Source organism: Dysgonomonas termitidis, assembly GCF_042654545.1.
In the GTDB taxonomy this organism is placed as follows: domain Bacteria; phylum Bacteroidota; class Bacteroidia; order Bacteroidales; family Dysgonomonadaceae; genus Dysgonomonas; species Dysgonomonas termitidis.
Genome location: NZ_JBHSGN010000137.1, coordinates 1 through 22612 on the forward strand (window position 1 = coordinate 1; position 22612 = coordinate 22612).

The window sequence follows — 22612 nt, forward strand, 5'->3', positions numbered from 1 at the left end:
TTATACTTTATCATTCCGGCTATGTAATCCGCCGTTTTTTCGGTCATTTCATCATTGCACACCAAAGAGTTCGGTATCCTTAATGTGAAATATCCTTTCAGGTACGGGTAATAGGTTCGCTGTAAATCTGAAAGTGCCTGCACGGGATCAGTGTTTTTTTATTAGCAGTTTACTGAAAGTGTTCAACCTATATACCTAGTGTTATTATAGAAAATATATAATTAAAGAATCACTCTTAAGGTAAAGCTCAAAATTATATATATACAAAGCTTTAAATAAAGCTTGCGAACACCCGGGTACACTTCTGTCATGAAGCTCTATTATTAAAATTTTTACGCGCGGTAACCACAATTTAGTATTATGACTAAAAAAAAAATTTCAGAACTTTCTATATCGATTTTTTAAATATCAATTTGATGTAAGTCATATTTTTTTATTAAATCGTATATTGATATAGCAGTGATATCAGTTGGCTCGCAACTCTCTATGACCTGAAATCCATAACTATCTGCATTTTTATTTTTTATTTCCAAACAACATGATTTATGCCATAATCCCTTTCTCAAACATGTAATATTAGAATAGGTTGCTGTATTTTTTAGCATTTGTACATAATTTTCTTTTTCGGGTTCTATTGCAAATACCCGGGCTGTTCGATATTTATTTGCAAAGTATATTGCCGCAATACCGATATTTGCACTCTTCTTTGGAAGAAATTATCGAAAGGGTATTCGATAAAAAGATACCGAAACTAGTTGAAACAGAAACCGAACGGACTTTTAGTATCAATCAGGTAGCTAAAATACTCCGGCATTCACATAAGAAAATTTCCGATTTGGTAGCTGCTAATATTTTGAGGTGTACACCTGATATGGAAGGATGCATGAAAGTTCGATCAAAGAAAACAACCAAAAGTAGAGATTTATAAAACATCCAGATAAGTACGGTAAGGGTATATATTTTATGGAGTCTTTTTCATCCACTACATGAGAAAGTTATGAAGAAGGTGTCTCTTTTTCGAGACACCTTCATTGTCTTTTATCGAATCCACAGCTTGCCTGAAAAATAGCCAATAATCAAAAGCCATCATTCTTTATCCTTTATTTTCAAGCTAATGGCTTTTAACTGTTGCCATCCCGCCTTATCTGTTACCCTTATTATCATAAAGTGATAATCCCCCGTATCGACATCGGCAGGGATAGCAATTCCGTTGTCGGCTTCAAACATGGTATATCCGTTAGGAATAGAGAAATCCTGATTATAGACAAAAGGATTAACCGGTTGTTCCTTCGGGTCTAATTCGCACTCTTTAGCCTCTTCTTGTTTAATAACCCTCAAAGACTATTTATTCTATTTGTTTTCATCAATAATGGTTGCATTATTTTCAGTAGATGTTATTATCTAATAATATTAAGATGAAGTTGCCTGTTTAATATCTCAGTCTTAGGCCTTTTACTTAGGTAAAACCCCAATCTCATATGCCCATTTTTCCCAGGCTTTTTTCATTCTGGCAGCTCTTTGCGAACCTTTCGAAGATAAGTCGTTCGTCTCCGTACGGTCCAATGCCATATTGTACAGTTCCCAGTTTTCGCTGAAAATATCTTCGGTTACTAACTTCCAATCACCCAACCTAATACCGCCATGTCCTTCATGCTCCCATGCCATCATCTTATGTTCAGTAATCTTTCTACCTTTTATTACAGGAGCAATGCTCCGCCCTTTAAGCGGACGTATTTGCCGACCTTCATATTCTGCCGGATAATTTGTTTGAGCAAGTTCAATAAACGTTGCCATTATATCAGGTAGATAACATGGAGTTTTTTCAAGTCTTCCTGCTTTCTTCATTTCCGTAGGATAGCTTATTATAAAAGGAGTGGAAATTCCACCTTCATGGATATACTTCTTATAAAGACGAAAAGGAGAATTGCTGGCTATGCTCCACATCTTTCCCTGACTGGCTCCCTGACGTGCAGATATCATTTTCCATTCTGCATAATTGGACTTACGGTCTTTTTCCCATGAATAGCCAAAAGGAGAATCTTCCGGTTCGGCAGAACAACCATTATCCGAAAGAAAAACAATCACGGTATTTTCATATACCCCTTCTTCTTTAAGTTTGGTTATTAAACGTCCTATATTGTAATCGAGTATTTCCACCTGAGCAGCATAAATAGCACGACGAAAATCAAGATTCTCCCTGTCATCGTCATTCAATGAAGCCCATTCTACCATTTCTTGTTTACCAATAGGTATATCTTTACCAATTATACCCATATCTTTCAAACGGTTGAGTCTTTCCTTCATAATAGGATCCCACCCGTTGGCATACTTACCTATATATTTCTCAATGACCTTATCATGAGCTTCGAGGGGCCAGTGAGGAGCATTATAAGCTACATACGAAAAGAACGGTTTGTTCTGTTGCACCGAATTCCCGATTTGCTTAATAGCCTCGTCGGTAAACACATCGGTGGTATACCAACTGCTTCCGTTCTCCCGGTAAATCAGATCGTCCGGAGTATTAGCGTGTAAGAAGAGACTATCGTTGCGATAGACCTCGCATCCACGAAGTACCCGAAAATAACTGTCTACCCAATTATGTATGGCATATACATTTTGAAAACCACGATGATACGGCCATGCAACTTCTTCAGTTCCCATATGCCATTTACCCGACATATTTGTAGTATATCCCGCCGCTCCCAATACTTCGGCAAGAGTAACGCATTTATCGTTGAGGTATCCCTGATAGCTTTCTTTTTTAGAGCCTCCTCCGGTCATGTGTCCTATACCTGTTTCATGAGGATAAAGCCCAGTCATAAGCGACGCCCTGGAAGGACAGCTCCTTGCCGTATTATAAAATTGGGTAAAACGTACCCCTACGGATGCCAGTTGATCCAGATTCGGTGTGCTGATCTCGCTTCCGTAACATCCAATATCCGAATAGCCCAAATCATCACATAGTATAAGTAATATATTGGGCCTATTTTTTTCTCCCTGGGCGTGCAGATAAGAGTTGCTTCCCACTATTCCGCCTGCTAATAAAGCCACCGGAAAAACCAATTTTCTGTTTATCATTTTATTGTTTAATATTATAAGGATGTGCCAAGACTACCTTGACACCCGACACATCCTTATTGTTGTGTTAGCACTGACTTAAATACAAGAAAAGTTATAACTCTTTTTTTACTCTTAATTTTACGGAATAAACCGTTATATCTTTCAGATCGCGGTGAGGAGTGTTAGCCAATGCCGTCACCAGTATAAGCCCTTTCTTCCCCTCTGCTGTAACATATGCATAAACCGTATTGGCACTGATTTTAACTATCTCCGCTGATGCGCTGATGCCTTGCAACGGAGAAGCATCGACCTCTTTTATTGCATTAAATTCCACAGCAGTAAGAGTTGTCTGGGCAAATCTGGTTTTCTTTGCTCCCATATAAGATTCTCTTCCTGCCTGTACCCTAGCATCAGGTGACACAAAACAAGGTTTACCATCCACCTCCCCCATGGAAATGTCCACCTGTGATGCCCATTGTTCTACGTCACGATGCTTATATACCCTTCCTTCGTACCAAGTTGCCAGATACATTCCATACCAGTAATCGTATGACTCAAGTGTTCGCTCCAGTGTAAATTCCACAACCGGTGTAATGGTTATTGCCACCCCTGCCTGAAAAGATTCATCTTCCCCCGATACTATTTTTATCCGCAGAGCCTTATTACTCTCTATGTTTTCAACAATATAATCGAAATTATATTCCAAGGGATAGTTTTCATCGAATATCTCCTCCGTTCCTGTAATAGGGTTATTTTCCGGTATTCCGCTTTTAGGATTAGCATTATAAATACCGAATTGCTTTATTCCCTGTTGGCAAGTCACATGACCTTTAACGCGAAAGCTGGTAACTCCATGTGCCAACTGAACAATGTTGTTATTGTCAAGCCCTTCGAAATTGATCGTAGTCGGAATATCGTATTCGTAACCCCGGGAATCACAACTGTTCATAAACATAGCCGATATAATCAGCACTGTTATCATTAGTATATAATAGATTTTTTTCATATTCATTTTTTAATTGAAAGTATTACATTTACCATCCCGGATTCTGCCATATTTTACCTTCACTTTTGTTTACTTCAATATTGGGCAAAGGCAACAGATACATTTTATCCATAAATTTACGATTTTCTATAAAATACCTGCTATACTTACCATTCTCATTGACAAAGCCTCCATACACAGTTGCTCCCAATATTTCATGACCTAACTTCCAGCGACGTGCATCCCAAAAACGATGTTCTTCCGCAAAGAATTCCATTCTTCTTTCTAGCATGATCTGGTTGTTAAGCGAAGTTTTTGTCCACGCTCTGCCATATGGATCATCTGCTTCATCCAACAAATCTGCTTTCACACGATTACGTACCCGGTTAACTGCTCTTATCACCGCTGCTGAAGGTCCGTTTGCCTGATTTTCCGCTTCAGCGAATATAAGCAAGACTTCGGCAAATCTCATCATCTGAACATTCTGGTGTATACCGCCGCTTTGCCTGAAATCATGGTTCGGATTAATGTACTTTTTTACCAGAAAGCCGTTCTGTCCGCTGGGTGACGGTTCATCATAAATACGCATGTTTATGGTTTGCCTGGATCCATTAACCAGTATCTGGTCACCGTGCCTGAATATCTGCATTTCCATACGCGGGTCCCTGTTCAACCAGAACTGTTCATCATCGTAGTTGGTTACCTGCTGATTAAAGACCGGCTCTCCGTTTTCATAACCCAGTACCGGCTGTTTTCCATCTTTCATAGCATAAGCATCTATCATATTGAAAGTAGGGCGCATACCACAAACATTACCACCAGCAAATTCTGAAGAAAGACTCATGGTATAGGCTTGTGTTCCTATTACCCGTAAATAGGGAAGAATATTTTCCTCTGTTTTACGAGTATTGAAAAACTCTACATAATTGGGATGTAAGTCATATTTGTTTTCCACTATCAGAGCGTTTGCAGCGTCGGAAGCAGCCTTCCACCGGGATTTAATGTCCGATTCGGAAACGCCTTGAGTATATAGCGGACTGGCATAGTATAATAGCATACGTGCTTTGTATGCCATTGCCATACCTTTGGTAGCCCTACCGTAATCCCCATCGTTCTCCCATTCCCATTTCATTCGTGGTATAAGTTGGTCGAATTCATTCACAATATAGTTAATCGTCTGATCTACGGAAGACCGTTCAAATCCTTCCAACGTTTGTCCATCGGATATTTCATCACCCACAATTACAAGCGGCCCATAACCCTTAAACAATTCACAGTAATAGAGCGCCCTTAAAAATAGAGCTTCGATCTTCATATCAGCTTTTTCTTCATCTGTCACAGGCGAAGAATCGATGTTTGCGAGAAATGCATTTGCCATACGTATGGCTTTGTAATAATCTCTCCACGGAAGGTTACCTGATGCAAAAACATCTTGCCCCGGTTTTAAAGTAGATTGTGTAAACGTTGGTATAGGAAAGTTCCATAACATATTGCGTCCATTATCAGTAACAGCATCCAAAAGCTGTTGATTGTTATTTTCGGTGAACGAATGATATCCGGCAATATGCCTCATCGAGCCATATAAATTGTTCAGAGCATTACGTGTCTTCACCTTATCGGAAAAAACGGATTTTTCGCTATCCGATGATATTTCTATCCTTTCCAAACCTCCATCGCAAGCGACGAAAATTGAAAATACAGAAAATAATATTATTGTTTTCAGTTTCATGATGTAAGTTTTTAAAAGTCGAACTTCAATCCCATATTAAATATTCTGGTTTGAGGATAAGCTTCATCTGCTATACCTTCAGGATCGCATCCTTTCACCTTACTCCACGTATATACGTTAAAACCATTCAAATATATACGTATGTTCTGCATTCTCATTTTTTTGCTTACAGACGAAGGAAGCGTATAGCCAAGCTCTACGTTTTTAAGCCTGATGTATGACCCGTCCTGAATGTAATAAGAAGAATTTAACGGAGTGGTTCCCACACCCACACCCAATCTGCGGAAAGTTGCAGTCGATGCTGTTTCGGGTGTCCAACGGCCAAGATGCATCTCTTTGGGACTGTTCTCATACAAATATTCATGCACCATAAACGTTGGGTAGAACATCGATACATTAGTTACTCCCTGTAACAACATAGAGAAGTCAAAGCCTTTGTACGAGAAACCAAAACGGCCGGAGAAATTGACTTCGGGATTGTTCGGATACCCAATAGGTACTTCATCGTAAGAATCGATAACGCCATCGCCATTCACATCGCGGAAACGAACATCACCTGGCTGAACACTCCCCACGTGTTGAGGAGCAGCAGCGATCTCCGGCCATGATTGGAATAAGCTCAATGCATCCCAACCAAAATACTGACCGATGGATTGTCCTTTATGACTCTGGTAGTCATATTTCGGAGGTATTTCACCATTTTCGATGATTTCATTGCGTGCAAACGAAGTTATAAATTTCACATTATACTTAAAATCCCTTAGCTGTTGATTCCAGCCCAACTCCAGATCAAACCCCTTGTTTTTTATTTGCCCAACATTAATCGGACTCAAGCTTTGTATTCCTGAAAAAAGATAATAGCTCGTTACATTCCGCAGGATATCCGTTCTATTCTCCATAAAGTATTCAGCACTAAAGCTCAATTTGTTGTTAAAAAACTGGGTATCGATCCCCACATTGTATTTCGTTGATTTCTCCCATGTAATATTATCGTTACCGATCTGAGTTTCCTTGAGTCCGTTAACTCCAGTTGGATTCACTCCAAAGTTGTATCCGGCTCCTCCTCCCCAAACACTGTCATAATAATACGCAAAACCACCCAACGCATCGTTACCTACCTGGCCGATGGATGCACGAAGCTTCAGGAAAGAGAGAATATCATTCTCTTTGAAGAATTTTTCTTGTGTGAGAATCCAGCCCACAGAAGCGGCAGGAAATAATGCGTACCGGTGTCCTTTTGCAAAACGGTTAGAGCCATTATATCCCATATTAAATTCAAATAAATAACGATCGTCATATTGATAATTAATGCGCCCTACCACTCCTTGATAAATTTGCGATATATTACCATACATACTGGTTTCCTTGTTCGGTTGCTTACGCGAATCTATATTTACAAGTACCATTCCAGCAACATCATGTTTGCCAAAAATCTGTTTATAGTTAACCGCAGCCTCCGTGTAGGTTTTACCATGCATTCCGCTTTGGTCGGTATTATATTCAGGTGCGGAATAGCTGTTATTTTGAAGCGAGTACGTATTAGTAAATCTGTTGTACCGATATAATCCCTGCCCCACCGAGTATTCACGACTGGAAGATATGGCATTATCATACGAGAATTTGGCACTGAACGATAATCCTTTGAGAAGTTCATCGAGTTCGAGACGGTAGTTTACAGTTGCCTGAAGTGTGTTGGTATATTCTTTCTTGTAACCCTGAAAGTTTATCGACTCGATCGGGTTATCCTGCCTGCGACCATTAGCGCCAAAAGTACCGTTGGCATTTATCCATGCAAAATCGGTAGCATTCTTTATGAAGTTTTCATAATATTCGCTTCGTCCTGGTCCTCTTATGATACCTGTTATATAAGCCAGATTAAATGTGAGCGAACTTTTCTTTGTGAGATTGATATCTATGTTTCCCCTGAAATTGATTCGCTGATATCCGAAATCGGGATCATAATTACGGATAGGAAGTTTTTCCCTCAAACCGGGATTTTCCTCAAAGAGATCGCGTATATACCAAAGATCATAAATCTTATTGAGATTTGTTTGATAATTTCCTCCCTGATCGAATAACCCGATCGAAACGAAGTAACGAGCCCGCTCGTTTCCTCCACTTATATTTGCATAATATTTCTGTTGAAAGCCGGTCCTGAAAAGGTCGGGAGCATACCCTGTGAAGTGAGTAGACTGATTATCTTTGAGCAGATACCGCTCCAGATCATAATCGGTGAAAACCGGAGTGCTTCCGTTATTTGTCGCAAATTCGTTTCTCAACAGGGCATACTGATAATTATCCACAAGTTTCGGTAAACGTATAAACTCGGTAATACCAGCCTCAGCCGAGAAAGAGAACTTTGTTTTCTGTGCAACCCCACGTTTAGTTGTAACCAATATCACACCGTTTGCACCACGCACACCATATACAGCTGTAGCCGAAGCATCTTTCAACACAGAAAGGTTCTCGATATCGTTCGGATCGATATCGCTGAAGTTTCGCTCAATACCATCCACCAACACGAGCGGATTCGTATTGTTGAATGTCGCTACCCCCCTGATCTTGATACTGGAACCATCCTGTCCTGGACGGCCGCTCGAACGGATCGACGATAAACCACTGATGTTTCCGGAAAGAGAATTGGTAATATTGGAAGTAGGTATGCTTGTCATTTCATCCGTCCGGATGGAAGAGATAGACCCTGTTACCGATACTTTCCTCTGCACACCGTAGCCCACTACAACCACTTCTTCCAGCAGCTGGGCATTTTCTTTCATTACGATCGAGAAATTAGTCTGGCTGGAATTTACTTTAAGAGACACGGTCTGGTATCCCACATAAGAAACAGTAATGGAATCGGATACCCCCGACATTTGCACTATGAAAGTACCATCCATTGCCGTAATAGTACCGTTGGATGTTCCGTTTTCCTTAACAGTAACACCAATCAGTGTTTCGCCTCCCTCATCTTTCACAACCCCCTTGATGGTCATGTGTTGTGAATATATTAACGTGGAAGACAGTAAAAATATAAAAAAGATATATAGTTTTTTCATATTATTTCGCTTTATAGTAATTTACCATCCGGGATTCTGTTCGATATCCAGTTTCAGTTGTTCATCATAAGGTATGGGAGCAAAATACATAGGCTGTGTAAACTTTCGTTTTTCGTCTACCACTACTTTCTGATAGCTATAATTGCCACCCTCGCGAACAATTTTCATCCCATGAACCGGACTGTTAAGAATGTTTACTCCCAATTTCCATCTTTTGAGATCGAAATATCGTTGATCCTCAAAGCAAAGCTCGATACGGCGCTCGTTTATCACACGTTGGCGGAAATCATCTTGTAAAATGTTTGAAGGAAGTGCTGTCTTTATACCCCCTCGCATACGAACATCATCCAACGCCTTTTTAGCGGTCATACTGAATTGACGCGCATCATCCGGTCCATACAGTTCGCTCATCATTTCGGCATACAATAAAAGGATATCCGCATACCGGATTATCGGATAAATGTGATGAGTAACTCCCGGAACCGCGTTATCAAAATTAACCGCCCCATAATTGGCGAATTTCTTCAGGTAGTAACCAGTTCTTGTCGATTTCTGATGTACAACCACAAAACCATCCTGTGTTTGCTCCGTACCTGTATACGTATAGATGGTGTTGTTTGTCCTTACTTTCGATCCGTTGTAAATGATAATATTATTCAGTCTCGGATCACGGTTCGCCCACTGAGTTTCATCCAGATTGGCAGAAGCTACATATTTGCTGCCGTCGGCATTGTCAAAGGCATCTACAAATTCCTGTGTCGGATAAATACCACCATTACCGCCCAACGATGGAATAAACAGCAATGATTCAACACCGTTGCTTTGAGGTTTCCCTTTATACACCACATATTCTTTTTTGAACTGACCATTATTAGGTTCCCAGAAGAACATATTATAATTGTTAGCCAACCCGAATTCGGTATATTTCATAAAATCGTCCATAGCCTCAACTGCTGCTAACCTTGCAGCATCTTGGTTATTTTGGATATAGCCATGAAGTGGTGATTTTACATCTTTATGATAAAGGTCGCTCGCAGCATAGGCCAATGTCTTTGCTTTTATGGCTTTGGCTGCACCTTTCCCCCACCGCCCCGGAGTTGTATTTATGATCGATGGCTGATCTTCTGCAGCTTTATCGCACAACCCGACGATATATGTAACCACATCGGCAAACGATGCTCTTTGTACATCCTTAATATTCTCGCCCAGTTCCATTTGCCGTTTAACAAGCGGTACTCCGCCATACATTCTCAACAATTCAAAATACAGGTAAGCCCTTACCATCATGGCTTCGCTTCCGAACTCCTTGCGTTTGGTCTCGAAATAAACATCCGGGTCAGACACACTGGAACCTTTGGGAATATTCATATAGTGAAGATTATCTTCCACAAGGAAAGTTTGCGAGATCCCCTTGTAACACCTGTCCCATATATTCAGTACAGGCGTACTGGAAGTGTATTCTCCACGAGCCAGCTTATTAATACCGCTTCCTTCTATGCGATAAACCGCATCGTTTGTAGCCGCATCCAGAAAAGAGCCATCCACATCGTTATAACCGTTCGGCAGATAATAATAGCATTCATGCACGGCAAGTTCCATTTGCGATTCTTCTTTGAAACGCTCTCCCGGCTGCAGATAATGCAGCGGTTCTTCATTCAGATAGTCACAACCTGCAAGCATAACTACAATCAGCAGGTATAGTGATCTTAAACTATGTTCAGATATATATTTCATAGCCTATAGGTTTTAAAATTTCAGAGATAATCCAATATTATATACTCTCGGAGGTGCTATACCGATATAGTCGCCCGTACTTTCGGGATCTATCACATCCAGCTTATCCCATGTCAACAGGTTATAGCCTGAAATGAAAACACGCAGTTCCTTCAACCATAACTTATTTGCGAATGTGGATGATAGAGTATAGCTCAATGTCAGACTCTTCAGTCGCAGGTACGAGGCATCTTTTAACCAGAAAGAAGAGAGTCGATTATTGTTCGCCGATTCGTCAACCGTTACCCGGGGAAGCGCAGCATCTTGATTTTCCGCGCTCCAGACATCCGTTTGATGTTCGAAAATAGATGTATTCCCTGCAAACGCATTTCTCCACTGACCGGCAATATTGATCGATCTCTGTGCTGCTCCCTGAAACAATGCCTGAAGATCGAACCCTTTGTATGAAACTCCCGCCTGAATACCGTAATAAATACGCGGGTTCCTACCGTAACCCAACCATTTGGAATCATTCTTTTCGTCAATACTATTATCATCATTCAAGTCGGCATACCTTATATCGCCCAGTTCAGGAGTGGCAAAACCCGGCAAAGCCGTAGCATTATCCAATTCGGTCTGTGTACGGTAAAGCCCATCAGCTACCAGCCCGAAGAAATCACCGTTTGCATGCCCTTTCCTATACATCCACGGATATTTTTGCAACGGTTCGTCCCACTCAATGATTTCGTTTTTATGGAACGAGAAGTTTCCGCCTATAAAGTATCTCACCGGGAATCTGTTCTCCTTATACCGCAAAGCAATATCCACTCCTGTGGTTTTCTCGTGGCCCACATTCAAACTTGGCAGATTTACATAACCAAATATCTGGGAGTATGACATATTCGAAGTTAACGGAAGGTCTTTCCGGTGATCAATAAAATAATCCACGCTGAGCGAAATCCTGTCGTGCAGGAAATTTAGATCCAGCCCAGTATTAAACTTATAAACTTTACCATCCTTCAGAAGTGCATTCGCCACTTGCTGCTGATATACACCCGCTACCATTCCCATACCGTTTCCGGTATTGTATTGATCATTCACCTGAGCAAGTGAAGTCATGTAAGCAAACGGATAGGCATCGTTGGTTCCTGTTATACCGTAACTCGCCCTTAGCTTCATATATGATATAGCTTTCTTCATACCTTCGAAAAACTTCTCGTTCGACACATTCCAACCCGCAGCAACCGTAGGATACCAATGATATTTTCTCCCTTTGGCGAATTTGTGAGAACCACCGTAAGCCAATGCTACGTCAGCAGAATAACGTTTATCATAATCATACCCGCCGGAAAGACCGATGCTTTCGAACCGGATCGGTACATCACTGGCATTACCGTCTTCATACCGATTCCAAAGTAAATCCCCGTATACAGTATGCTGATCAAACGACCGTAAATAATCCAGTCCCAGTTCATAGGAAGTCATCCTGTTCATTTCTTTGGGCTGAATGGTATTCGGCATATATCCTTCGCTACCCCTCATATACAAGTTACCGGATCCCATATACTCGTAGTTTGCAAAAGGAACTCTTCTGTCAAGGTTTTCTTTGCCGTAAAGAGTAAAATAGATCATTCCGTTAACAGCCAGTCCCAGTGTGATAAAAGAGAGGTTCTGATTAATCGAGGTCTGCACCATCCCTTTCAACGTTGTAGTTGCAGTATAACCGTTGCGGTTAAGCTGGCTCCATGGATTTATATTTATTCCGTTTCCACCACCTATTTTTCCTTCGATTCCTGTTATGGCATTACCTGTTTGGTCCACATACCCATCGGACGCATTATAATACATCGGAAAAGCATTTGCCGGAATAGTGAATATGTTCGAATAAACCTCACCAATGTTATCCGGTCTCGAAGGATAGTTATTATCCTGCAATTCTCCACCCAGACGGAAATTCACCAGCGTTCCTTGCCACGGTTTGAATTCGATGTTGGAGAGAAGTTTATAGTTGGTAAATTCACTGTTGGTGCTGTATGTAAAGTCATCACCGGTTTTAAACATTCCTCCTGTCTGACTAAGTCCTACGGATACATAATAATTAAGATTATCGGATCCGCCGGCAACACTCACATGATGGTTGTGTGAGATATACCCTTTCTTAAGGAGTTCATTCTTCCACTCCACATTGGGATGAGACAACGGATTAGATCCGTCGCGGTACATGGCAATGTCTTCGGGCGAGTAATAATCTTCCTGCGATATGCCGCTATTCTTTCGTGCCTGATTAAAGAACATAGCATGAGTGGCAGCGTCCACACGGTTGGGCATACCTACCAGTTCATTGTACTGCATCTGCGATTTTACAGTCACCGATGGAGCCGATGTAGTTCCCTTCTTTGTTTTGATAATGATCGCTCCGCCCGGATTCCGTACACCGTAAAGTGCAGCAGCCGTGGCATCCCTCACTACCGTGATGGTTTCGATGTCATCGACTGAAACATCGCGGTAGTGCCCCACGCGTCCGTCAATGTAAACACTTGGGGTAGCCCGGCGTATATATACATCCGCGCCGTCAAAACCCGGCTCACCCGAACTTTGTATGGTAGTAAGGCCGGCTATACGTCCCGAAAGCTGATTGGAAAGAATGGAAGTCGGTACATCTGTAAGTTCGCGTCCGGTTATGGTTTGAACAGAACCGTTAAAACGTCCCGTTGTATAATCCCGCCATAAAGTAGAGATCAATGCCTCTTCATTAGATGTCAATTCAATGACATATTCATTTTTGTCGGGTAAAACCATGAACTCGGCAGCAATATAATCCGTATTGCTCACACTTATCACATACTCGTCATTAGTGTCCGGCAACACCATGGAAAAACTTCCGTTCTGGTCTGAAATGACTTGTGTTTGTGAGTCTTTCAACCATAGTATCGCAAACGATACCGGATTTCCATCCATAGTGCTTACCACTTTCCCTTTTATCTCTTTGGCAGTCAGCGGAAATGCAATACATATAATTGCAGCTGCTAAAAAAGATTTTAGTTTAGTAGATAAACTCATACGCATAAATTTAAAGGTTAATAAATAATTTGCTCTGTATTACAAATAGTTCGTCTGGTTAGGATTATTCTTTTTAAAATCGTTAGGAGTCATCCCGGTAAACTTCTTAAATATTCTACTGAAATAACTTGGAGTGTGGAATCCCAATTGCCATGCTATTTCTGCAAATGTTTGTTCGGTTTCACTTATCTTTTGCCTGGCAACATCAATCTTCACCTTATTCACAAACTCGGTGGCACTCATACCGGTTAGCCTTTTGAGTTTGTTATATAATTTCGTGCGACTGATACTCATGTGTTCGACAAGTGAATCCACATCCAGATTCTCTTCCTGAAGGTTTTGGAGAATATAGTGTGTGAGTTGTTGGATAAAGTCTTCATCCTTATTGCTTAGGTTTTCCTGCAAACGGATGGTTTTCATGTTTTCATAATGCTCACGGATACTGCTCTTTGACTTTATGAGGTTTTTAATGCGCAGATGGAGTTCATCGAATGTAAATGGTTTTTCAATATACGCATCGGCTCCGGTGGCTAAACCCTTCAATTCACTTTCCTTGGACGATTGCGAGGTAATGAGTATTACTGGGATATGCGAATATTCCCGGGAGTTTTTTATAAACTTACTCAATTCGTTTCCATCCATATAAGGCATCATAATATCGCTGATAACGATATCCACTATATGGTTTTTCAATACCTCGAGGGCTTCCCTGCCGTTATAAGCGGTTCTCACTTTGTAGTTTCCTGACAGTTTGCTTTTAATCACCTTATTTATATCGGGATTATCCTCTACCAGTAATATGGTAAGTTTTGCCTGTGAGTTTGTTTTCAGGTTCTCGTTTATTTCGGAATTGGTGAGGTTATAAATCGTATCGGCAACTATATCCTGAGAATGGGTAATTTCCAGATCATCCGTAGGTACGATCATATCTTTGGTATCTTCTACAATAGGAAGTGATACTTTGAAAATGGTTCCTGTTTCCGGGCTGCTTTCAATATCTATTTTCCCAGATAGTAATTGAACCAATCCATTTACTAACGCGAGCCCGATACCAGTATTCGAGTATTTTTTATCCGCCGAATCCGTTTTGTGGAAAGCCTGTATCACATCCTGATATCTTTCCGGATGTATGTACGAACTGCTGTTGTGGCAGGTTATTATTAATTGTTTGTTCACTTCATCCACACCAACACTCAGGTTTAGATCACTTTTATAACTGGAGTGTTTGAAGGCATTGCTCAACAAGTTACTGATGATCTTTTCTATCTTATCCCGGTCGAATATGGTATAGAAAGAAGCCGGAGTGGTAATGTATTTGTAATTAATCTCCTTCTGCCTGAAAATAGGAATGAATAATTCGAATATATTTTTTCCATATGCTATAACATCTCCCTTAACATATTCAATCCGGGCATGGGCGGTTTCTATGGAACGGAACTCCAATACCTGATTAATAAGGAACTGCAAGCGGTTCACATTCCGGTTCACAATGAATATCTCTTCTTCGGTCATATTCCGTTGAGGAGAAATATCTTCGAATACCGCCATAATTATAGACAGTGGAGTCTTGAATTCGTGGGTAATAAAGGTAAAAAAGTTAAGTTTATTCCTGTTCAATTCCTGCAGATTATTTTTTTCCATGCGCTCGATGCGTATGTCCATCTTATCACGCAGGCGGGTACGATAAAACCGGATTATCATAAAAGCAAGGAGAGTGCCAAGCAATCCATACACGCCAATCATAAAACCGCTTAACAGAAAATGCGGAATAATTTTAATTTCAATCTGCCGCTGATTCAGCACCACACCCTCCTTATTTACTATGCGTACATGGAAAACATAATTTCCAGGTTCCAGGTTAGTGTAAGATGCCGATTGAGGCATTTGCTGCACACCATTCCAATTATTTTCAAGTCCCTCCATGCGGTATTCGCAGGTAAACTGCGACCGATAATTCTCATTATAATTAATGATCAGGAAATTGAACGTAAACGTGTTCATGCTGTATTTAAGTCGAAGCGAAGCAGTATTGTCTATGTTGTTTTGCAACACGCTTTTATCACCTGGTTTTATATGCTGTCCGAATATTTTAAAATCCGAAAAGGTTATGTGAACGTTGGGCGTTCCTTCACTGTTAAGCAAGTCTTCGGGCCGAAAGAAACAAACGCCGTGTATGCTTCCGAAATATATACTCCCGTTTTCATCTTTATAACCGGAACTTAAATTAAACTGATTGGATATTAAATTGTCCGAGACCTGATAATGTGTAAAACTTTCAGTGCCGGGGTTAAACGAATAAATTCCATTATCGGTACTTAACCAGAGATTACCATATGTATCTTCCTGTATGGAACAGATATCCCGCTGAATGAGTTCACTTTCTTTACCGTATATAACCATACTGTCACTCGGTTGGGCATACAACATTAACCCGCCGTTACTCGTGCCGAACCACATTCTTCCTTTTGAATCTAGAAACGAAGTATATATGTTTGTGCTCACCATTTCGGAACATCCGGGCATACCATAACCATAAAACCTGGCTGCTCCGGTTTTCAGATTATAGGACCAGATACCGTCGAAATGGTATGAAAACCAAAGATGATCATTATTATCCCGTGCGATATCGTCAATGCGCACCTTCCATAATTTATGAGGTTCGAATTCCGTAAACACACCTGTCTTAAAATGATAAACATGGGCTCCATGATTGGTTCCGATAATCATGGAGTCAGTATTGTGTATGTATAATTTATAAATGGAGTTATTTGATATTCCCAGCGTATCTCCCGTGGTATTCTTAAACGACTTTATTTGCCAGTTTCTTGTATCGATGCGTTGCAATCCGTCTACAAAGTTGCCCACCCAGATATAACCGAAAGGATCCTCAGCCAAGGCGTGTACATTATTACCATTCAATGCCGGAGTAGAGTTCTTATTGAGACACTTCATGTTCCCACCTGCGTCAACAACGGTAATTCCCTGATCCTCTGACGCAAACCACATCATCCCGAGGCTATCCTTTATGATGTTGCTCACAGCCTTGCCTTTTAGCGAACACTTCCCATTATCCGATATAATATAATTAAAATTATTATCCTTCAGATTAGTATAATCCACTCCACCAAAGAATGTGCCTACCCACATAATATCCTCACGGCTTTTAAATATGGAATAAACGGCATTGTCCGAAATCGAAGTCTGTACATTTGACTGTTCTCCCTGGTAATGCGTATACGTATTGCCGACATAATCATAAATAAAAAGTCCGTTCTCGGTTCCTATCCATAAATTACCACGCAAATCCTCCTGTATGCAACGCACATAGCGCATATCTTTTCTTTCCCCATCTTTAAAAGTAACCGGTATGAGTTCCCGCTGATTTCTGTTAAGCCGATAAATGCCCTCTTCAGTAGTGCCTACCCATAATATACCCTGTAAATCTTTATATATAGCGGTAAATTCAGTTGGAAAAGCCAGTGAAATATCTCTTCCTTTAATCTCTCGGATAAGCTGGCCGGTGGAACTCAAGCAATACACCGAAAATGCTTGAGCCACCCAGATGTTATTATTAATATCTATAGCTATTTTCCCAAATTTAATATCAGCCAGTCGATTCAGATTATGATTGTGTTTATTATAAGTAAATAAGCCCGCATTCGTTGAAAGATAGATTTCCGTACCATTGTCAACCATATCTATAATATTCTTAACAGACGCCGGCGTAGTTATGGTGATAAATTTTTCCTTCACTCCGTCGAACAGACACAGTCCGTTATCCGTACCCAGTAGCAAAGAATCTTTGCCTATAGGAATTATTTTCTCAATGCAATTAGAAGGCAATCCGTTTTCAGACCGGTAGTATTGTTTAATGCCGTATCCATCGTATCTGTTCAGTCCTTTGAGTGTAGCTATCCATATATAACCGTTATCGTCTTGGGCAATATCGCGAACGGCCATGTTGGTCAAGCCGTGTCTGCCTCCTAGATGATTGAAGATTAACTCCCGTGGCGCCGCGTTAAGCAAAACAGAAAAGAATAATATTAATGCCAGTGTCAGTTTTCTCATCGTATCAGTTTTATAATTACAAATTTCAGAAATATATCCGATTCCATCATGTAACGAATCGTCAGATACTACCAATAATATTCTTTTTTGACCTAACCAGAAAGAATAAAGCCATAATTAACAGTTAATAAATAATAGTTTTGAGGAGATAGTACAATTACAAGCTATTTTTGCATAAAAAGTTTAATCATTCTTTCCGGATGCTTAATCTGGTAATCGCATAAACACTCAAATTGAACATGGTATGAAAAATATACTTATTGGATTATATGTGCCCAGTGTGATGACAAGCTGTACGCAAAAAGAGCAAAAAATTACTCCTGTTCCGTTTAACCAAGTAATGCTTACCGGCGGATTATGGAAAGACCGGATGGAAACCGAGATTAAAACCACTGTTCCATTCTCCGTGGATCAAAGTGAACCGGCAATCGAATGCTTCTGCCGCGCATTAGCCTTCCTTAGGGGCGAACCCACAGATTTACCGGAAGCTCACCGGTTCGTCAACTCGGATCCCTACAAAGTGATGAACTATTCTTCGGTAGCTATCTGTATATTGTAAGCTGGTTTAAGTTGGCCATTCTTCATATGGTCTTCCTTCATAATCATAGAAGTTGCATCCTCATCGGTTTTACTGCAAGAGTTACAATCTCCAAGTTTTTCTAATTGACCCTCATACTTCTCTAAACGGGAAAGGTAGTCTTCCTGAAGCTGTTTAACCTGTTTGTGTTCTATCTTAGCCATTTTATCCAAACGGGAGTTCAACTCTTTGACTTTAGCACAAAGCCGATCACTGTCAATGGGCTTAGGATTTTAATTTAGCTTTTTCACCCCTTTATCTTGTTCAATATGTTTATCAACCAATGATAATACCTGACGGATTTTATTTTCCAATTTGGATTTGTACTTCTCCACACTATCATGCCAAACAAAGGTATAAGAGTTGGAGGCTGATTCAATCTTCGTTCCGTCGATATACTGAAGCTCCAAACTTACAGAACCAGCTTCTTGAAGCAGTAGAACAATTTGGGTAAACAAGGATTTTATATCTTCCTCCAAGCCATCACCTCGGAAGCGGTTGATGGTACGGAAATCAGGGCTGTTAATACCTGAGAGCCACATAAAATAGGTATTCAGTGGGCTATCTTGCGACAGGTATAGATATAACCGACTTGTTTAGTATGGAAGTATCAGTCTTTTTGACTTTAGAAATTTAGACGATACAATCATACGGTTGGAATCAAGAGAACTACGGAATTGAAAAGTTTATCATAGCAGCAATAAACAAAAGACAAATGTCATTTTTTTCATAGGGTTGATTTTATTTGTTTATCAAGGCTTATTTTAAATCGAATTTTACCTGAAGTACTCCGACTGCAGCATCAGGTCTGGGAGTCATAGCTAACCTGATCATCTTCGCCATACATTGGTCTCCTGAGGAATGTACCAGATTGAACTGGTCTTTTATCAGGCTGTAGGTGTCGGTCGTGTATAACGGAAACGGTATCCATATTTGCCCGTCCGGTGAATATTCCAACGACCAGCTTTGCGGTATTTTTATACCGTCATTATCGTCATACCAATAAACGGAAAACGATTTTATGTTTGATATTTTTTCGAAATCGAATTCTATAAACTGCTTCTTTTCTTTTTCGGGATAAGATGTCCATTTCTTTATATTGGCATCTTTCGAGTTTTCGGGAAACTTGCCACTGACGATAGAAAGTACATTGTCGCCCGGATAAGTGAAAGACGCCGAAATATTTTTGAAAGACGCCGGAATCGTAATGCTATTTTCCTTTACGGTATTTTCATTATCTCCAAACCAGATATTCATAGATGATATTCCTCGATTGTTCCAAGCATAATATGGAATCAAAGTTAATTTTTTGTCTTCAATGTTTCCATTAAGATTTAAATATCCGGCGGGTACTTCGCTAATAATGTCTATGTGTTTAAATATGCCGTCTTTTTCCTTCCTGACTTTGTATTTACCGGAAAATGCCGGAATAAAGTACCGGTTAACATTCGATTCATTATCTATTCCTTCTGCGCAATATACCAGAGGTCCTTTGGTAAAAGCAATCCTGTTTAAATCGGCCTTAACTCTTTTGTCGGCTAGCGAGCACCTTAAAGCCATCGGCAGCCTCAACTCAACTTTATCTCCTTTCTTCCATTTTCGGTTAATGGATACAAATCCTTTTTCAGTATTGGTATTTTTGATTTCTTTACCATTGATGTATAGCGAGAATGTCTTGCTACCTTTATCTGAATACGAATACAGCTTTCCGGGTACAAACTGTGTGCCGAGCCATGTAGGGATACGCATCTTTAAAGTAAAAATCTGATTATCAACCTCTGGTGTTATTTCTATTTTTATATTTTCATCAAAAGGGTAATTACTTGCTTGTTTCAGGTTTACTTTGCCATTTTTCAGGTCAATACTTGTTTGATTACTTGTATAAAGTGCACAATATATTTCTGTATCTGTATGTGCATACATCAGTCCCGATACTTGAGGTATAAGGCGTGCCAGATTGGTTGGGCAACAGGCTGTTCCAAACCAGAAAGAACGGTCAGCCATTCCTTCCGACTCCAAAGGATTGACGTAAAAGAATTTGTCTCCTTTCAGATTTACTCCGGCCAATACGTTGTTTAGCAATGATACTTCTGCTACATCCATATATTTTCCCTCTTTTTCGAGTAAAAACATCCTATGATTGAAAAACACATTTCCTACGGCAGCACATGTTTCGTTATAGGCTTCTTTATTGGGCAAATCGTATTCATCGCCAAAACCTTCTATACCATGTACGGCTCCCAATCCTCCTGTTATATGGAATTTAGTATCCACGATATTGTCCCATATTTTATGAAGAGCCGGTTGTAGCGTACTGTCTCCGGTCAAAGAACCGATATCAGCCATGGCCGAATACATATAGGCAGCCCGTACGGCATGTCCCACAGCTTTATCCTGCTCTCTTACCAGTTTATGCTGCTGGGAATATTCGGGAGACATTACGTTTTGTCCCCGAGGAATATATGTAATTCCCCTTATATCTATAAATTTCTTTGCCATTTGTAAATATAGATCATTTCCGGTAGTGCGATAAAGTTTTACTAAGGCCAATTCTATTTCCTGATGACCGGGAGCCTGATTAACAGGCTTCCCATAATTATATTTGGCATCTCCCCCTTCAAAGAAAACTTTATTGATATGCCTGGCGCTTTTTTCGGCAATATCCAGCAGGTTTCGTTTTCCGGTAGCCTGATAATATGCAGTAGCGGCTTCATACAGATGTCCTACATTGTATAACTCGTGACTATGGATCACCCATGAATAGGGTCTGTCGCCCATTCCGGCACCACCCCAAAGTTCGGCGAAACGGTATGAACCTGTTGAATGAGCGGGATATAAATATCCGTCTTCTTCTTGTGCCTGTGCTATTAGTGTTGCAATATCGTCGATCTGCTTCTCCAATACAAGATCTTTTTCCAGTGTTAATAAGTATGCTGCTCCTTCAATTACTTTATACAGATCTGATGTATAGAAACGGCCGGGACTGGCAAGTGATATCGGATTTCCTTTAAGAAAATCAGCAGTCTTTTTCAGGTCGTTTATGGCTTGTTGTGTTCTTTCAAAGGCTACCGGAACCAGAACCTGTTTTTGAATCTCCATTCTGTTTTTCCAGAAAGTATCTTCCAATATTACCTTGTTAAATGTAACAGGGACGAGCAGATTTTCTTTTTGATTATCCTGTGCGTAAATGTTAATAACGGAAAAGTAGCACAATAAGGACAAAACTACTAGTAAAAGCCGTTCTTTCATTTTGAGTTTTAATTTAAAAGTTGAGTTATTATTGCATTTTTATTTGTACTGTAATGTATTCAGATTCGACGGGAACTGTAATCTTCGTTAATGGACAGCTATTTTCATCGATGGTGAATGTCGTATTTAATTTCTTGTTTACGGAAACTTCATATTTGCAGGCTTTAAGGTTTCGGAATACGATGGTGGTATCATGTTTTTTATTTGTCCGGTTTTCTATTTTAGTTGCGGATATCTATATTCCAGTCTATCTCATTTTCTACAACCTTGAAACTTTGAGTAAACTCTATATTTTCCGGTAAAAACCACGATATTTCAATTTTGTATGTATCGTTATTTAATACCCGGCTTTTAACATCAGCTAATTTAACCGTTCGGACTACATCTCCTGAGCTGTATTTCAGCATAAACTCGCCTAAATAGCTTCTGTCATTGATATAGTTTCTGCCATTAGCGGCTTTCTGATAAGAAAGATACCCTAATCCTTTTTGATTATCGCTGAGTTTAATCTCCGGCTTGGATGTAGCAGATACCAGTGCGGTAACAGTAATTAATATTGCAAATAAAATATATTTCATATCCATAGTATATCATTGGTAATAGATATCAAATCGTGTTAACTTTAAAATCCTAATTATCTAATGGGTATTCAAAGTCTTTGAAGCAAAAATAAACAATATATGTTTTTCAATCTAATACGGATATTTTTTTTATGCAACTTATGATTCATTTACAATAAAAAGCATTACTTTGAATATATATGCAAGTCTGTGATTAATAATCTTTGTATAATATACCCATTATTTTCTTTTTTAAAATTATATGGAAACCATATGGTAAAAAATCCTTTCTAAATAAAAACCGGCGTCTTACGAGGTTTATTATAACTTTCAGTAAAACGCCGGGGTGTTATAACCTAAGGAAGATACTCCTTCAGTTGGCTATCTTTCCTCAAACCCATCTGTTTGATTTTCCTTACTTTGTATCCCTTCTTTGACAGCTTTTTCGATAGCTTCCCTGCGTTGCCTGCGCAAATACTCCGATTGATGGTTTCCTGTCATAACCAAGGCAGGCGGGACATCACCGAATCCGGATTTATACTTATCCAATTGAGT

General features: G+C 40.0%; 13 protein-coding genes and 1 pseudogene. 1 reads left to right on the forward strand and 13 read right to left on the reverse strand.

Going from position 1 to position 22612, the window contains the following annotated elements; translation table 11 throughout:
• Positions 1-401: 401 nt before the first annotated feature.
• The 9 genes from ACFO6W_RS22440 to ACFO6W_RS22480 all read right to left on the reverse strand — a co-directional run bounded on the left by ACFO6W_RS22440 (position 402) and on the right by ACFO6W_RS22480 (position 17671).
• On the reverse strand, positions 402-692 hold the full coding sequence (locus tag ACFO6W_RS22440; protein WP_380000721.1) for a class I SAM-dependent methyltransferase: 291 nt from the start codon (positions 690-692) through the stop codon (positions 402-404).
• Between the two features lie 394 nt (positions 693-1086).
• Positions 1087-1338 (reverse strand): DUF4625 domain-containing protein, encoded by a 252-nt coding sequence (locus ACFO6W_RS22445; RefSeq protein ID WP_380000698.1) that lies wholly within the window; start codon positions 1336-1338, stop codon positions 1087-1089.
• Between the two features lie 114 nt (positions 1339-1452).
• The gene (locus tag ACFO6W_RS22450) at positions 1453-3078 is read right to left on the reverse strand and encodes an arylsulfatase (RefSeq protein ID WP_380000700.1); all 1626 of its coding nucleotides are present in this window, start codon (positions 3076-3078) and stop codon (positions 1453-1455) included.
• 94 nt (positions 3079-3172) lie between these two features.
• Positions 3173-4066 carry a hypothetical protein gene (locus tag ACFO6W_RS22455; protein ID WP_380000702.1) on the reverse strand — a complete coding sequence of 298 codons (894 nt, stop codon included), beginning with the start codon at positions 4064-4066 and terminating at the stop codon, positions 3173-3175.
• 28 nt (positions 4067-4094) lie between these two features.
• Positions 4095-5774 (reverse strand): RagB/SusD family nutrient uptake outer membrane protein, encoded by a 1680-nt coding sequence (locus ACFO6W_RS22460; RefSeq protein ID WP_380000704.1) that lies wholly within the window; start codon positions 5772-5774, stop codon positions 4095-4097.
• Positions 5775-5785: 11 nt separating this feature from the next.
• Positions 5786-8830 carry a SusC/RagA family TonB-linked outer membrane protein gene (locus ACFO6W_RS22465; RefSeq protein WP_380000706.1) on the reverse strand — a complete coding sequence of 1015 codons (3045 nt, stop codon included), beginning with the start codon at positions 8828-8830 and terminating at the stop codon, positions 5786-5788.
• Between the two features lie 21 nt (positions 8831-8851).
• The gene (locus tag ACFO6W_RS22470; protein WP_380000709.1) at positions 8852-10564 is read right to left on the reverse strand and encodes a RagB/SusD family nutrient uptake outer membrane protein; all 1713 of its coding nucleotides are present in this window, start codon (positions 10562-10564) and stop codon (positions 8852-8854) included.
• A gap of 12 nt (positions 10565-10576) precedes the next feature.
• The gene (locus tag ACFO6W_RS22475; protein WP_380000711.1) at positions 10577-13603 is read right to left on the reverse strand and encodes a SusC/RagA family TonB-linked outer membrane protein; all 3027 of its coding nucleotides are present in this window, start codon (positions 13601-13603) and stop codon (positions 10577-10579) included.
• Positions 13604-13642: 39 nt separating this feature from the next.
• Entirely contained in the window at positions 13643-17671 is a 4029-nt protein-coding gene (locus ACFO6W_RS22480) for a two-component regulator propeller domain-containing protein (RefSeq protein WP_380000713.1), read from the reverse strand.
• A gap of 244 nt (positions 17672-17915) precedes the next feature.
• On the opposite strand from ACFO6W_RS22480, the gene ACFO6W_RS22485 reads away from it, so the two are divergent.
• Positions 17916-18230 (forward strand): hypothetical protein, encoded by a 315-nt coding sequence (locus ACFO6W_RS22485; RefSeq protein ID WP_380000715.1) that lies wholly within the window; start codon positions 17916-17918, stop codon positions 18228-18230.
• Here ACFO6W_RS22485 and ACFO6W_RS26515 read toward each other — a convergent pair.
• The 4 genes and pseudogenes from ACFO6W_RS26515 to ACFO6W_RS22500 all read right to left on the reverse strand — a co-directional run.
• Positions 18209-18394 (reverse strand): annotated as a pseudogene (locus tag ACFO6W_RS26515) (IS5/IS1182 family transposase); the annotation flags it as partial. The gene ACFO6W_RS22485 and the pseudogene ACFO6W_RS26515 sit on opposite strands and share 22 nt — an antisense overlap.
• A gap of 87 nt (positions 18395-18481) precedes the next feature.
• Positions 18482-18790 carry a transposase gene (locus tag ACFO6W_RS26520; protein WP_465251903.1) on the reverse strand — a complete coding sequence of 103 codons (309 nt, stop codon included), beginning with the start codon at positions 18788-18790 and terminating at the stop codon, positions 18482-18484.
• A 217-nt stretch (positions 18791-19007) separates the two neighbouring features.
• Positions 19008-21497: a glycoside hydrolase family 127 protein gene (locus tag ACFO6W_RS22495; protein ID WP_380000717.1), complete on the reverse strand. Its 2490-nt coding sequence runs from the start codon at positions 21495-21497 to the stop codon at positions 19008-19010.
• Positions 21498-21718: 221 nt separating this feature from the next.
• A complete protein-coding gene (locus ACFO6W_RS22500; protein WP_380000719.1) occupies positions 21719-22075 on the reverse strand; it encodes a hypothetical protein in 357 nt (118 codons plus the stop codon).
• Positions 22076-22612: the final 537 nt, after the last annotated feature.